Source organism: Hyphomicrobium methylovorum, assembly GCF_013626205.1.
GTDB classification, from domain to species: Bacteria; Pseudomonadota; Alphaproteobacteria; order Rhizobiales; family Hyphomicrobiaceae; genus Hyphomicrobium_B; species Hyphomicrobium_B methylovorum.
This window is the reverse complement of the sequence record NZ_QHJE01000001.1, coordinates 1,022,625-1,038,044: the sequence shown is the minus strand read 5'-3', so window position 1 is coordinate 1,038,044 and position 15,420 is coordinate 1,022,625. Positions and strand designations below refer to the sequence as shown.

Here is a 15,420-nt window from a genome sequence, read left to right as displayed (position 1 = left end):
CTATTCGAAGACCGGTAGCCGCGTTGCCCCGATGGCATCGCGCAGGATCGCCGATTGGTCGCGCCGCGAGAACACCTCGAATGCGCGCTGCTCCAACGAATGCCGCGCAGCATCATCTTTCACCAGCGCCACGCAGGCAGAAACGACGTCCGTATAAGGCACCGCTGCCATCGCGCTGCGAATATCCTCGTCGATTTCCGTGTCGGGCCCGCATTCGCTGACGACCGCCTTGCCGTTCGCCAGAAGATAAGATGTCCGCACGATCTCGTGGATGCTGTCTTCGTAGAAGTGCAGATTGAGCACCACTTTCGCTTCCGCAATCGCCCGATCGCGCTCTGCGCCATAAACGCTGAAGATGTGCCGCACGTTCAATCCAGCACGGGTCAGTTCGGTCAGGATCGAGCTGCGTCGTCCGTTGAGACTGCCGTAGAAAAGGACGTCCGTCGTCTGCGGTGCTAAGAGCTTCCGCGTCATGCTCGGCACGTATCCGATCTGGAACCGGCTGACGTGCGGATTGCGGATCAGCCTTTCGATCTGCTGAATATTGCGCGCGCTGTAGTCCCAGACGGCGAGCCGCCGCAGCAACCCGGTATAAATCGGCCGCGCGCCGATGTTGAAGCCGCGCAGCTGTTCCAGATTGACGATCACCGTGTTGTGCGGAATGCGCGCTGCATGCTCTTGCGTGGCGATGAGGTGGCCGCCGAACAGAAGGTTCATTCCTTCAAGGCTCGCCTCGTTCCGGCGTTTGCGAACCGTGATGCCGAGTGCTGTAAGCGCGGATTCGAATCCCGAAATGAGGTCGTCGAACGCGGCTGTATGCGGATTGTTCTCCGGTACGATCGTCACGAGATTGACGACGCGCCAGGCGAGGGGAAGCTGGTCTGCGGACGGCTGTTCAACGACGCCAGAGTTCAAAACCTTGGCGGCCTCAGTCGTAATGCGCAGCTTATGTTTGATATCGGGCGAATCCGGCGCCAGTGCCAGCGCTGTTCCGAATGCCTGAGCGGCGTCGTCCGCCTGTCCAAGCGCAACGAACATATCGCCCAGCATGTCCCAATCAGCCGACGAATTCTTGCCGAGCCCTACGGCTTTCGCTTTGGCCTTGCAGGCAAATTCGATGTTGTCGAGCGCGAGCATGACGGTTGCCAGCGCGTCGTGCGCTTCAGCAGACTTCGAATCCATAAGGATCGATTGAGCGAGCGCTTCCGCAGCGGGATGGAGCTGTCCCAGCCTCGCGTTCTGCAACCCAAGTTCGAGAAGCTCTGCAGCCGATGCGGAGGCAAGATCATCAAGGTTGAGTTCGCCGGAGACTGGCGGCAGGGCGAATTCAGAAAGCGGCTGCATGTGGTCCTCCGGCACCGTTGCGGCGCGCGCGAGTCGACCGGCCGTGAGTCGGTCCGCGCGATTATCCGCGTCTACACCGGCAAGCCTGCATGGGGCTGTCAGAGGCGCTCATAGGCCATTCGAAAGTGAAGCGTCAGCGGGCTTCGATCAATCCCGAGTCCATCAGCCTGCGATGGAAGCTGAGGATCGACTGAGACTTCGAACAGGTGAAATACCGACCCTGACACAGCTCCATGAGGCGAAGCCGCTCCTGATAGGCTTCCGGTAGGGGAATGCGCGCCGCACGAAGCATCACCGTTCCAAGATACGGCACTTCCAGCGTATCGATTGCCGGCATCGGCGGCGGATCATAATTCACGCCGTTGATCGAGTAATAGGTCAGCATTCCCGGACTGTCGGGCGTCAATTTGATGTCTTCGGCATACGCCGTTTCGTCGAAGCCGAGGAGCGTGCGCGTCGCAACCGGCTGGTGGTCGCCATATTGCACGATCAGGAAGCGCTCGTTCGGAAAGCGCTTTTCGAGATTGGCGCGAAATTCGTCGTAGTCCATATGCGCCAGCGAGAGCCGCCGGAGGTATTCGTGCATCTCAGGATCGGTGCCGGGCCCTCCGCCGGAAACCTGCATGTTGGGTTCGAACGTATTGTTGTACGGCAGGTGCGTTGCCGACGTGATGACGAACGTGAAGATCGGACTGTTCGACTCCGCAAGGTTGCGCCCAATGTCGTTCAGCGCATTGTTGTAATAGAATTGATCTCGCTCATTGAAGCGCTTCGCACCCTGCGCACGGTAATCGAAAATTTGTGGCATCCCGACCGTCGAGTAGAAGCGCCCGTTTGAAACGAACGCCTGCGGCACAGGATAGAACACGCTGTTCTTGTAACCGCAGCGCGCCAGAACCTGCGGAACGGCGTCGTGAATCTTGCCCTGCATGAGCGATTGCACGAACGTTCGCATTCCGCCGAAAGAATAGGTCGAAACACCGGCCAGCACGGAAAATTCCGTCAGCCACGATGCGCCGCCGTAAGTTTCCACCCGCAGCTTGTGCAATTGCCCATCGAACGAAAGAAAGAACGGGTCGAGAGCGTGATCGTAGTCGATCTGCGGGAAGAACGACGGCGGAACCGCGCTCTCTTGATGAATCAGAATGATATGCGGCGGCTTCTCAGTAAGTTCGCAACCGGCAATGCTGAAGGGCGGCATCGATTGCGAGCGCGCCGCGTCGAGCAACTGCCCTTTCCATAGCGTCTCAGCCGTTTCAGACCATGACGCATAGAACGACGAAAGATAGAGATTGTCCCAATAGAAGAGCGTGTTTTTCCGCTCGCCCTTGCCGTTGTTGGCCCATGCCGCAGCAGCGATGCAGAGAATAAAAAGAACTGCGCTGATCCGTCTGGGAACGCGCGAAGTGTCGGCACGCCAAAGCACGATCCCGGCAACCACGCTGAGCGCCAGCATACCCACGAGCGCGAGCAGCATCACCTTTTGGCTGCTCCAGAGAAAGACGATCGTCGACCACGAAGTCATATAGAAGACGACGTCGTACGCATGCAGCACCATCTCAAGGTAATGGTGCTTGACGCTCGCCGCGACGACGATGGTGAAAACCATCAACCCGATGAGGGTGATGGAAAACAGCATCCGGCGAGACAGAAACGTCAGCGCCAGAACGAGCGCCGTCGTGATCGAGCTTGCGAAAACCAGTGTGTACAGCGCGCCTTCGTACTGCAGGTGATAGTAGGCCAGCGCGAGCGCGATCGCGATCGTCGCGTACCGGATGTTCGCCTGCGAAAGTGTACCCGCTGCGCTCTTGTCAGCGCGCAGTATCGGACCTTTTTCGGGAGTGCCGATAAGTTCTGTGGTCATGTCGCAGCAGACACCTTGGAGGGATGTGTCCCCGCGTCACCACGGGATAGGGCAGGCATACCGTGTGATGGATTGCGATCAATGTCCATTTCGCACCTGCGTACTCCGCCCCCTCTAAGGCGCAAGCAGGGCGGGGGGATCATTCCTGCATCCAATAGTTGAATGACGCGTGAACATGCCTTCCGGTTGCGGTGCGAAATATACTGCGAGCACAGAATTTAACTGACGAGAGCAATTCTTGAGCGCGCGGCCAGGGGAGGGGGCGACCGCGCTCATGGCTCGGGACAGCCACAACAAGCCATACCAGCAACGATATCGGGTCTCACAGAGGGCACAGCTTTCGTAGACGAAAAGCGCCGGTGAGTCCGCGATCCAAAGTTCGATAAACGAGCTCACTGATACGGAGGGATTTCGCGATACGAATATCCCGATCAGTCAGTCTGCGTCTTAAGGCTATCGCGACTACGTTCGGCGACACGAAACCCGGACTTGCATCTTCGTGCGAGACGAACGTGGCCTCTAAGAAGCTCGAAGCGCTGACGACGTGAGCATCCGTCTCCGGTCGGAATTTTTATGGGAAGACCGTCGAAAAACATCGGGAATTCGTCCCGTGGAGGCGTGGGTAATTGGCACCTAAGGTCGCGCTTGCCACGCTTGCGGTGGGGTGGTGCGAAAGCACTTCCTCCTGAATTTCACACCACCCTCCGCACCTTTGTCAGGCGAGCTCCAAAGCTGTTTTACAAGCTCACGAGCACTCGCATGCCGCCAATGGATACAGCGCAATAGCCTTTGTTTGCGTGGCCGCGGTTAAACGCGAACTGATGCCCCAAGCATCAGCGGCGAAGGCAAGCGTTTGTATCAAAAACGATGGAGAGGAAATCCCATGAGCTTCAGGAAATCGTTCCTGTGGGCGGGCGGGCTTGCGGTGGCGCTCCTGTGCGGCGCCGTGGCCGTGCCAAGCTTCGCCAATGAGCAGATCGAACAGGCAGTGAAGAACCCGGATCTGTGGCCAGCGCCGGGTCGCGACAACAAACTGACGCGGCACTCCCCACTGTCCGATATCAATAAGGACAACGTCGATAAGCTGCAGATGGCGTGGCAGCAGTCGACCGGGGCGCTACGCGGGCATGAGGGCCAGCCTGTCGTGGTCATCCATAACGGCAAGCCGATGATGTACTTTTCATCCGGCTGCCCGAACATGGCCCAGTGCAACATTCTTCAAGCGCTCGATCTCACCGATCCGGATAACCCGATTCAGGTTTGGAACTACGTCAAGAAGACAGATCGCGACGAGACGGCCGTTCCGCGCGCTTGCTGCGATACGGTTCATCGTGGCGTCAACTATGCCGACAACAAAGTCATCTATCATACGCTCGACGGATTTGTGATCGCGCTCGATGCGACAACGGGCAAAGAAGTTTGGGTCGTCAAGCACGCGTATCCCGAACGCGGCGAGACGATCACCGGCCCGACGCTCGTTGCTGAGAACCTCGTTATCGCCGGCTTCGGCGGCGACGAATTCGCGGCGCGCGGCCGTTTGACGGCTTACGATCTCAAGACGGGTAAAGTCGTTTGGAAATGCCATTCGACTGGCCCGGACAAAGACGTCTGCCTGACGAATGAAACCAACAAGGCCCATCCCGAATACGGCACAGCGGGCCATGACATCGGCGTCAGCAGCTATCCGACAACGAATGGTGGTGAGTGGAAGATCGGTGGCGGTTCCTACTGGGCGTGGGGCAGCTACGATGCAAAACGCAAACTCGTATACTGGTCGACTGGCAACCCCGGACATTGGAGCCCGTCGTATCGTTGCGGCGCCAAGACCCACGACGAGTGCAACAACGGTCAGTGGGACAACAAGTGGTCTATGACCATTTTCGCCCGCCACGTTGAAGATGGCACGGTCGCCTGGGCCTACCAGATGACGCCGTTCGATCAATGGGACTACGATGGTGTCAACGAAAATATCCTTGTCGACGACGTCGATATTGACGGCAAAAAACAGGACATTCTCGTTCACTTCGATCGCAACGGCTTCAACTACGTTCTCAATCGCGATGACGGTACGCTTCTGCGCGCCAACAAGTTCGTGACTGTGAACTGGGCCGAAAAGGTCGATCTCAAAACCGGCCGTCCGATCAAGGTCTATGAGCACTCACCGTTTGAGCGCCATCGCAATGTCCAGGCATGCCCGTCGGCAATGGGCGGCAAGGACCAGCAGCCGTGCTCGGTCGATCCAAAAGATCCAACCAAGTTCTATTGCCCGACCAACAACTGGTGCATGGAAGACGAACCGCAAGACCGCACACATACCCAGCAGGGCACGGTGTACGTCTTCGCCAACGTCTACATGTATCCTGAGAAACCGGGCGTGACCGGTAAGATCAAGAAGTTCGACATCGTCTCGGGCAAAACCGATTGGGAAATTCCGGATCCGTATCCGAACTGGTCGGGAACGCTCAACACGGACGGCGGGCTGATGTTCTATGGCTCGAACGGCGGACAGTTCCGCGCCGTCGATCGCAACACCGGCAAGATCCTTTGGGAACGAAAGCTGGCGTCGGGCATCATCGGCAATCCGATCGCATGGAAGGTGGCAGGCAAGGAATACATCTCCATCTTCGCGGGCCTAGGCGGCTGGATCGGCATCCCGGTCACCGCGGGTCTTGATATGGACGACAAGTTCGGCGCGATCGGTGCGACGGCGATGGCGAAAGCCGCCGGCCTCGACAAGATCCCGCAGGGCGGCGTGCTCACCACCTTCCGCGTCTACCCATAAGGCGCGAATAGAACCCTAGACGAAGACGGCGTCCGGACCACATACGGCCCGGACGCCAATTCCGTTTTCGAAGTCTCGAATGAACTTCACCGAGCGCGAGGACTGAATCGCGCTGCCGACACGACCAACAGAGGTCCAATGATGCGTGGCGTGCGAATTCTCCTGCTTGTCGGATTGCTTGTCCTGAATACTTCTCCCGCACCGGCGCGAGATCTGAGCTATCTGAAATCGAAGCCGTTCAATCAATTGACGTCGGCCGAACTTTCCGCCGCGAAGGAAGAGGCGAAGAAATACAAGCTCTCGCATCTCGTCGCTTGCGCAGACCCCGGTAACATGCCGCTTTCTGATAACAAGCGGGAAGGCTTCGAAAACAAGATCGCAGAAGCCGTCGGCCGCAAGCTCGGCGTGGACGTATCGTTCTTCTGGCGCCCCTACATCGAACGCGGACTGACGCGCGAGACGTTCGACAATCACGAATGCCAGGTCCTGCTCGGAATGCCGACCGACTATCCCGACCTCCTAACGTCCGTGCCCCTCTACCGCTCCACCTACGTCCTCGCATATCGGTCGGACAAGGGGATCGACATCAAGAGCATGGACGACCCGGCGCTGCAGAAACTCAAGGTCGGCGTGTTTCAGCAGTCGGCGATGCGAGAAGTTCTGGCGGAGCACGGTATCAAAGAAAATGTCGATCTGCAGATCATCAGTGTCCAAGCCGATCTCAAGCCGGAACAGCAGCCGTGGCGTCAGGTTCAGCGTGTCGTGGATGGCGCTATAGATGTGGCGGCCGTTTGGGGACCATTTGCCGGATGGCTGAAGAAGAACGGCGCGCCGCTCACGATCCAAACCGTCAACACGATTGTCGATAATACGCCGCTGGAATTCTCCATTGGATGGGGCGTGCAGAACACAGACGTCGTTGTAAAGCTCAAGATCGACATGGCGATGGAAGATGCAAAGGACGAGATCGCTAAAATCCTGGCGGACTACGGCGTGCCGCTCGTTCAATGTTCGAATTGCATCGTCGAAGGTACGTTGCCATCACATGGCGTTATTCAGGCGCGGCAAGGCCAAGCCTATGAAGATCGATACCTGACCGTTCAGAAAACACATCAGCACAGCGCCGATGCGACGCCCGATCAGATCGTGACGAATACACGCCTTGAGGCTTGGCTGAAGGACGGCGTCGACGTCAACGCGGAGCTGATGAACGCCATCGTCGGCGCTGACGCGGAGAGGATCAAATTTTTGATTTCGAAGGGCGCTGATGCGAACAAGCCCGATCAGCTCGGTGCGCTGCCGTTGGGTGCAGCCGCAAGCATCCGGCGCACGGACCTCATGCAAATCCTTCTCGATGCAGGTGCGAACGTTGATGCGATCGACAACGACGGTATGACGGCGCTTCAGCACGCAATCAACGTCAATCATGTGCCGTCTGTTGAACTGCTGGCAAAACGCGGCGCCGATCTCGAGAAGGGAACGGAAAAAGGATATACGGCTCTTGAGATCGCCTTATCGGAAGGCAAGTTCTTCGCTGCGCAGGCGCTGCTCGCGGCGGGTGTGCAGGTCAATGTTGCGCACGGCCCGGAGAAGCTGACGCCGCTGATGGTGTGCGCAACGCAACTTCAGCCGCAACAACGTTTGAGCCAGCTTGCCCGCGGTCCGACGCCGCTTGCTCTTGCCGAAGATCTGATCAAGCGCGGCGCAAACACGAATGCGCAAACCAAAGAAGGTATAACGGCGCTTATGATAGCCGCCGGGCAAAACAATGCGCCGATGATCGGCCTCTTGCTGCGCGCAGGCGCAGATCCAAAATTAGCGTCCTTGCAGGGAAAAACCGCTCTCGACATTGCCAAGGAGGCGGGCAATGAAACTGCAATTGGCGCGTTGAAATTCCTGACAAGTGCTACGCCTGCGCCATCCGGCGGTGGCCCGAAATCGACGCAGTGAGAAGTTCGTAACATGCGCATGCGGCGTCTCGCCTGGCTGTTGTCGATTGCTGTGATCTCTGCGGCCAGTGCGGAACCGGCGCCGTCACCAAGCACTCTCAACGTCGAAATCGGTTACCTCGGCTATGAATATCCCGAGCCATTACCGATCTCGCTCGTCGAGCCGCTAGTATCTGATCAAGGTACTCAAGGCGCCCGGCTCGGCATAAGCGACAACAGCGCGACCGGGAAATTCCTCGGGCAGTCCTATCGCCTGACGGAGAAAATCACGCCGCAAGACGGAGACGTTGTGGCGGATGCAAAAGCTCTTCTTCAAACGACGCGCCTGATCGTTGCAGACCTGGAGCCGGAAGCGCTCCTCCGCATCACAGATCTGCCCGAAGCCCGAGACGCTATCATCATCAACGCGCGCGCCAGCGATGACGATTTGCGTGGAAAAAATTGTCGGCACAACCTTTTCCATGTCGCGCCGAGCTGGGCCATGCGCGCCGACGCGCTTGCTCAGTACATGGCCTGGAAGCGTTGGACGCGATGGTTTCTTCTGCGCGGCAATACGAAGGACGACATCGCGTATGCCGATGCCATGAAGCAAGCCGCGGCCAAGTTCGGCAGCAAGATCGTCGAAGAGAGAACGATCACCTTCGATCCCGGCAATCGAAACTCCGAGACGGGGCATCAGCAAATTCAAACACAGATCCCGATGCGAACGCAGTCGCCACCACAGCATGACATCGTCTTCGTCGCCGACACGCCGGACACCTTCGGCGACTATCTGATGTGGCGGACATCTGTCCCCAAGCCGGTCGCAGGCACGCAAGGCCTCACGGCAGTTGCGTGGTCTCCGGTCTATGAAGAATACGGCGGCGTACAATTGCAAACGCGATTTCGCGCCAAGGCAAAACGCGCGATGACCGAACGCGATTACATGGCGTGGCTGGCGGTGCGCGTGTTCGGCGAAGCGGCGACCCGCTCGCAGAAAACAGATGTCGCGGGTTGGCGCGCGTACATCATGTCGAAGCCATTTCAGGTGGCCGGTTTCAAAGGGCAGGGATTGTCATTCCGCTCCTGGGATCGGCAGCTCCGTCAGCCGATCATTCTTTCGGGCCCCCGATCCCTCGTTTCGGTGTCGCCGCAGGAAGGGTTTCTCCATCCGAAGTTTTTGACGGACACGCTCGGCGTCGATGCGCCGGAGTCCGCGTGCAAGATACCAGGTTGATCGCAGCGTAAAGGATTAGAGAATGCTCAAATGTTTGACGCGCGCGAGTGCCGCCACGCTCCTGTTATGCGCCGCGGCGCCAGCCTTCGCCGACAAAATTTTTGTGTCCAATGAACGCGACAACACAGTGACCGTTGTCGATAGCGAGACGCTGAAGATCATCAAGACGATTCCCACGGGCAAGCGACCGCGCGGTCTCGCACTTACGCCCGACTACAAGGAACTGATTGTCTGCATTGGAGATGACAACCGTCTCGACGTCATCGACACAGAGAAACTAGAGGTCGTCAAATCATTCGCCGCATCAGGTCCTGACCCAGAGTTGCTGGCAATCAACCACAAAGGCGATCGCATCTACGTCGCGAACGAAGACGATAGTCTGGTAACGGTGATGGATAGATCGTCGGGGCAGGCGATCACCGAGATATCGGTCGGCGTGGAGCCGGAGGGAATGGCGGTTTCGCCAGACGATACGCTCGTCGTCAATACGTCGGAACAGACGAGCATGGCGCACTTCATCGACGCAAAGACGAACAAGGTTTTGGCGAATATTCTCGTCGATACCCGCCCGCGCGAGGCCACCTTCAGCAAGGACGGAAGCGAAGTATGGGTCTCGGCCGAGGTCGGCGGCACGGTCGCAGTCATCGACACCAAGACGTATGAAACAAAGAAGAAGTTGACGTTCGATGTTCCCGGCGTGCGTCCCGAGCTTATGCAACCGATCGGTATTCGCTTCACGCTGGACGGAAAGACGGCATTCGTCGCATTAGGCCCGTCAAACCGTGTGGCCGTGGTCGACGCCGCGACGCACGAGGTCAAGAGCTACATCTTGGTTGGTCAGCGACCCTGGCATCTTGAGATAAAGCCGGACGGTACGAAGATGTACGTCGCCAACGGCATGACGAATGATCTTTCCGTCATCGATATCGCGACGCAGAAGGCGGAAAAGTCTGTTCCCGTCGGTCGCCTGCCTTGGGGCGTCGCCGTCAAACCCAACTAGAAAACGTCAACGCATATCCGGCTCACGGAAATAAAAAACGGCGCAAATGATTGCGCCGTTTTCAATGTGCAATCGCGAGAAATTTGCAGCGCTTAAAGCTGAACTTCCTCGAGTTCTTTACCTGCGGTTTCCGGCCCAATGTAGTAGCCGATGATCGTCAACACCCATAAGGCGGCAGTCGCGAGGAACGGCGCGGTTGGGCCAAACTCGTGAATGCCCCAGCCGACAAGCAAGGGAGCCAAGATCGATACGGCCCTGCCGCCACCAACCATGATGCCAAATCCAGTTCCGCGAAGCGATGTCCGGAAGAACTCACTGAGGTAGGTATCGCCCACACCCCACAGCCATCCGAGCATACCGATCATCACAGCCCCGTAAATGAGGAACACGTCGAGAGTTTCCGCCGTGGTCGCCATGATCGTGCAGACAATCATAATCAGCGCACCCAGAATTCCCGCTGGCCGCCGCCCGATGAGATCCGAAAGACCGGTCCCAACGAAGGAAAGGAAGAACTGCGCCATGTAAAACAGCATGGCGTAAAAGATCGATTCCGACAGCGTGACATTGAATTTCTGAATCATGAACGTGGTCAGGAAGAAGGTGATGCCCCAATATCCGCATGCGTTCGCGGTATAGAGAAGCCAGCCGATCACGATCCGCTTTTTCGCCCCCGGGATTTTCCAGATGTTCTCCTTCGGACGAGCAATTCCCTGCTCGGCAACGAGCCGTTCCATTTCGACCTGAGCTTCGCGAAAGCGGGGAGAATCCTCAACTGAGCTGCGCAGCCAGTAAACGAGGGCAGCGGGAACAGCAGCGAAGATAAACGCCCACCTCCAACCGTAAACCGGAACGATCGCCAGCGCGGCTATCGCCGCCACGATGTAGCCCAGCGAATAGAGAGAAAACATGATGCCGCCGGTACCCAGGGCGCGATATTTCGGCGGCCACATCTCGGCGGTATATGGCGCCCCAACGGCCAACTCACCGGCACCACCAACGCCGGTAAGAAATCGAAGTCCCGTGATCGCGTACAAATTGCTGACCATCCCGCCTAGAACAGTCGTCGTTCCGTAGAGCGCGATAGAAAATTTGAGAGACTTCTGCCGTCCCACCCGATCGGCAAGATATCCGAAAAAGATTGTGCCGATTGTGTACCCAACGAGGAAAAGCGATCCGATGACGCCGATCGCGGTCACGCTGATGTCGAGCTCCTTCATCATCACAGGGCTCAACATTCCGAAGATATTCACGGCGTATGAATCGAAGCCGTATCCTAACCCCGCAGCAATCGAGACAAGAAAAGCCTGCTTGAACGGAATCGTTTCGCCGGATGGTGTCTGAGAATTCTCCACACTCAGGCCGTCCCCCGGCGGTCCTGCACTCTGCGCTTGGACAATCGCTTTTCCAGGCCGCGACTCTTCAGTCGCTAGTGGTCCCAGCATGGTGTGAAGCTCCCTACTCTTTTCTATTTTTGAGGGAAGCATTACCGCCCAAGACGAGCCGCTGGTAAAATCAATATCCCAAATTTAGGAATAGCTTCTCATGAGGAAAGTGAGAAGACAACGAGGTGGCAAACATCGGTTTTCTCTCACGTCAAGCTATTGAATATTTGAACATTGCGATGCAGCGAACAAGGTCAAGTCAGATTTATTTGTCGAGTGAATAATACAAATTTTCCGTCAGACAGGCTGCAAATCCAGCATTTGCAAAATGGGGCGCCTGCTGATTATCAGCGGAAAAAAACAAGAGGGTAGATCACGCGCTGTCCAAACGCCATCCGATCGCTCTGAGCACCAATCGGAGCTTTCGACTATCAGTGAATGTAAGCCAGACCCAAGGTCATCACGGTCAAAATCACAAGCGTCGTACCTAGAAGATTGACGATGTGACGCCAACCCAAGTCCGCCATGGCTTTGATCGACGTATTGAGACCGATGGCAGAGATGGCGAGCAGAAGTCCCCATGTGCTGAGCTCCACCGTCGCTGATTTGATGACCTGATAGCCACCCGCAATCGCAGGTATCGAGGAGCAGATACTGTTCACGATGCACAGGACGAGAAAGACTATGGCGAAAGTCGGCATCGCCACCCGCGCTTCGCTGCGCGCACTACCGAGGCGGCTGACATAGAATCCAAGGATCAGCACGACGGGCAGGAGCAAAAATACTCGAAACAGTTTCACGATCGCTGCGGCATTGCCGGCCGTATCGGAAACCGCGTAACCGGAGCCCACCACCTGAGCGACGTCGTGAATGGTTGCCCCGAGCATGATGCCAGTGGTTTTGTCGTCAAATCCCAGAATCATGCACAGCGGCGGATAGAAGAGCATCGCCAACGTAGCGAGAAGATTGACGCCGACGACGACAAAAGCAACGTCGGCATCGCGGTTTTGATAATTCGGAAGAACGGTCGAAGTCGCCAGCGCGGCAGACGCGCCGCAGACGGCCGTCGCTGATCCAACCAGCATCCCGAAGAAGACATTCTGCCCGAGAGCCTTCGCCAGCACGAGCCCGGTGACGATGGTGGCCGCCATCGAGACAACGACCATCAGAGCCACCGGCACGCCAAGATCGATGATGTCACCGAAGGCGACTCTCATTCCAAGTAGAGCGACGGCCCATCTCAACAGCGGCTTGGCGCAAAACGTCAGGCCCGGCTTGAACAACTCGTTACGAGAAAGGCTGTGCAGACTGATAGCAAGAACGAGCGCAATCACCATTGCCGGTAGTGGCAACGCCTTTGGCATATGTGGCGCAAGCAATACAGCGACGATAGATACCGATGCTGCGAGCGCAACGCCCGCTACGACATTCCGATACTCCGCAGCACGCGCACCATGTTGTGCACGAGCCGAGATAGAACCTTCCATAGTGCCGTCCCTGCAGTGCCTTCGGCACGCGTGTGTCGATTGCTGTTGCCGAAGCTCGAACGCGAATTTCAATCTCGCGTTCGGAGTCTGAAATCGGACGCCACGAGGAAGCGGCGGCCACGGCAAAACGACTAGCAATCAACAGGTCGGCTATCTATTTGAGGTTCGCTTCTCTTCTATCGTCGCTCTCTATAAATGACGCGTTCGCCATTCGTGGCAAAATGCAAAATAATAAATAGGAAGTATCAATTCCTTAAGTCAGACAACTCTGTTCCGATTGTCGCCGCGACCGCTTAGAGATATTCGGGAAACCACCTGCGAATGCCGCGATCGCATTGCGCGCATCCGACGACAAATGGAGCAAGCTGAATGTCGACAAGCCCAACCGCTGTTCCGGAAGAAGCGTCCATCGACTCATTGCGGGATGCATTTTCGCAATCGCACAACGCGGTGCAGTGGCTTGCGAGAATGGTACGCAGCTTTCGAAGCGTAAATGCAGGCGAAGATGTTGCGCTTCATTGGGACGACGAGCGGAAAGCCTTTGTAACTGATGAATTTGCCGAAGGCCTCAAGATGGAACTTCGGCTTCCGGAGCTGACGTTGCAATTTCTGGAACACGGTCAACCGGTCAAGCATGAACTGCAAATGGAAGGACGCTCGCCCGCGCAGGTGGAAGCCTGGCTTCTTGTCGAGTTGCTGCATCGCGGATTGGACCGCAGCCGCTTTTCAAAGGATCTGCCGTATGACATTCCCAACGCGATGGCTGGAGACAATGTCGAATACTCTCCGGAGTTCCGCGAGGGAGAATTGAAGAAAATCCTCGCCTGGTTCACGGCGGCGGCAGATCTCCTGAAGAACATTGCGCGTAAATCGAGCGGAAAGGATGATGATCCGTCGAGGCTGACGCTGCGCACAAAGGATTTCTCACTCGACGCAAGCGTTGCGCTGCTCGGCCAAGCGCAACCGTCGCCTGGAGATCGGCAGATTTGCGTACGATTCTATCCGCTGCGAGCAGGCGCAGTGGATCCGCACTATCTCGTATCTCGAACCGAGCCCACAGCGACGGCACCGGATATCTTCGAGATCATAAAGGTATCGGGAACGACGGCCGACGAGATCGCCGGAGCGAAGGTTGCGAAGAAAATCGCCGATGCAGTTGCGAAGCTGCAAAAGCTGGCAGCCCAGTAAGACGTCATCCGCAGTCGGCTGAAGCTTACATGCGCCAGTCGACTGCAATTCGTTTTGCGATCAGAGCGAAAGTCGCGCTGTGTTCGCGTTGTTTTAGGCTTCACTCATAATCGCTTTGGCACGGGTCGATAGTGCCTTGCCACGAGACGCGGGCGGTCTTGCTCGCTTCGCTGGCACATGAACTTCAGCACCGACAGTCTCACGTTCGACGGCGTTCGCCGGAATAGGCACATCTACACGATCTCGCCCCGGTCCTTTCATGACGGTCGTGTCGGTGTCATCCGAGAGATGCGCTGCAAGCTCACCGGTCTTGTTCATCTGGCGGACGATTTTGATGAGTGCTTTCGCCATCGGCATCGTCGTCTCGCCCTCTGCCCAGAAAATTGCAACGTCCTGACTCGCAACAGGTTCGACAAGATCAAGAGCGCGAACTCCGGCGTGCAATCCCGGCATCTTGGTGAAATGCGACGGGATGATCGTGCATAGCTCCGTGTACTGTACCTGGAACATCAGATGCAGAATGGATTCGGATTCGATCTTGGGAACCGGCTTGCATCCGACCTTCTGAAACATCTTATCGACGAAGACGCGCTCGCGCAGCCGGGGCCGAAGCATTGCGAGCGGGAGCTGCGCAGCCTCTTCCCAAGTAATCGAAGTGCGCCCGCGATAGTCGTCGGTGTCCGGCACAAGCAGGCTCAGTTTCTCACTGTAGATGGGGAGCGTATTCCGCCGTCCCATGTCGGACGCTTCGAGATATGTGAACGCAACGTCCAGAGAGAATTCATTCAGCCCCAGCCGCATGTCATCGTTACCGATAAACTGCACGTCGATGATGATGCCTGGGTGCCGTTCTCTCACGTGACGAAGAAGAGAAGGCAGAACAGGCGACATGGAGGGCATCGCGCCAATACGGAGGCGACCCTGAAGATTGTTTGACATCGAAGCGATTTCATCGCGCATCGCCTCACAGTTGGAGACCACGCTGCGCGCCCAATGGGCAACCTTCTCGCCTTCCGGCGTCAGTCCGCGAAACCTCTGTCCCCGGCCCCGCAGGAAGATCGGAGCGCCAATCTCAAGTTCGAGAAGCTTAATGCCGGTCGAAAGACTCGGTTGCGTAACGTTGCATCTCTCAGCCGCGCGTCCGAAATGCCCCTCCTCGGCAACCGCAATCAGATACTGAAATTGCTTCAAGAACATTGAGCAGTCTC

The 15,420-nt window shown here is 57.1% G+C and carries 10 protein-coding genes; 5 read left to right on the top strand and 5 right to left on the bottom strand.

Going from position 1 to position 15,420, the window contains the following annotated elements:
* Both DLM45_RS05115 and DLM45_RS05110 read right to left on the bottom strand, forming a co-directional pair.
* Positions 1-1,344: a tetratricopeptide repeat protein gene (locus DLM45_RS05115; protein ID WP_181336038.1), complete on the bottom strand. Its 1,344-nt coding sequence runs from the start codon at positions 1,342-1,344 to the stop codon at positions 1-3.
* Positions 1,345-1,477: 133 nt separating this feature from the next.
* Entirely contained in the window at positions 1,478-3,208 is a 1,731-nt protein-coding gene (locus tag DLM45_RS05110) for a sulfatase-like hydrolase/transferase (RefSeq protein ID WP_181336036.1), read from the bottom strand.
* An 883-nt stretch (positions 3,209-4,091) separates the two neighbouring features.
* Here DLM45_RS05110 and DLM45_RS05105 point away from each other — a divergent pair.
* The 4 genes from DLM45_RS05105 (at position 4,092) to DLM45_RS05090 (ending at position 10,155) form a co-directional block, all read left to right on the top strand.
* Positions 4,092-5,990: a PQQ-dependent dehydrogenase, methanol/ethanol family gene (locus tag DLM45_RS05105; RefSeq protein ID WP_181336034.1), complete on the top strand. Its 1,899-nt coding sequence runs from the start codon at positions 4,092-4,094 to the stop codon at positions 5,988-5,990.
* 141 nt (positions 5,991-6,131) lie between these two features.
* Entirely contained in the window at positions 6,132-7,940 is a 1,809-nt protein-coding gene (locus DLM45_RS05100; RefSeq protein WP_210269800.1) for a quinoprotein dehydrogenase-associated putative ABC transporter substrate-binding protein, read from the top strand.
* Positions 7,941-7,952: 12 nt separating this feature from the next.
* A complete protein-coding gene (locus tag DLM45_RS05095) occupies positions 7,953-9,155 on the top strand; it encodes an ABC transporter substrate-binding protein (RefSeq protein WP_181336030.1) in 1,203 nt (400 codons plus the stop codon).
* 22 nt (positions 9,156-9,177) lie between these two features.
* Positions 9,178-10,155 carry a PQQ-dependent catabolism-associated beta-propeller protein gene (locus tag DLM45_RS05090; RefSeq protein WP_181336027.1) on the top strand — a complete coding sequence of 326 codons (978 nt, stop codon included), beginning with the start codon at positions 9,178-9,180 and terminating at the stop codon, positions 10,153-10,155.
* 92 nt (positions 10,156-10,247) lie between these two features.
* Here DLM45_RS05090 and DLM45_RS05085 read toward each other — a convergent pair whose 3' ends face one another.
* On the bottom strand, positions 10,248-11,597 hold the full coding sequence (locus DLM45_RS05085; protein ID WP_181336025.1) for an MFS transporter: 1,350 nt from the start codon (positions 11,595-11,597) through the stop codon (positions 10,248-10,250).
* Between the two features lie 371 nt (positions 11,598-11,968).
* Complete coding sequence (locus DLM45_RS05080; RefSeq protein ID WP_181336022.1) at positions 11,969-13,024, bottom strand: YeiH family protein; 1,056 nt, start codon at positions 13,022-13,024, stop codon at positions 11,969-11,971.
* 369 nt (positions 13,025-13,393) lie between these two features.
* Here DLM45_RS05080 and DLM45_RS05075 point away from each other — a divergent pair, with 369 nt between their 5' ends.
* The gene (locus DLM45_RS05075) at positions 13,394-14,212 is read left to right on the top strand and encodes a hypothetical protein (protein WP_181336020.1); all 819 of its coding nucleotides are present in this window, start codon (positions 13,394-13,396) and stop codon (positions 14,210-14,212) included.
* Between the two features lie 93 nt (positions 14,213-14,305).
* Here DLM45_RS05075 and DLM45_RS05070 read toward each other — a convergent pair whose 3' ends face one another.
* Positions 14,306-15,409: a LysR family transcriptional regulator gene (locus DLM45_RS05070; protein WP_181336018.1), complete on the bottom strand. Its 1,104-nt coding sequence runs from the start codon at positions 15,407-15,409 to the stop codon at positions 14,306-14,308.
* Positions 15,410-15,420: the final 11 nt, after the last annotated feature.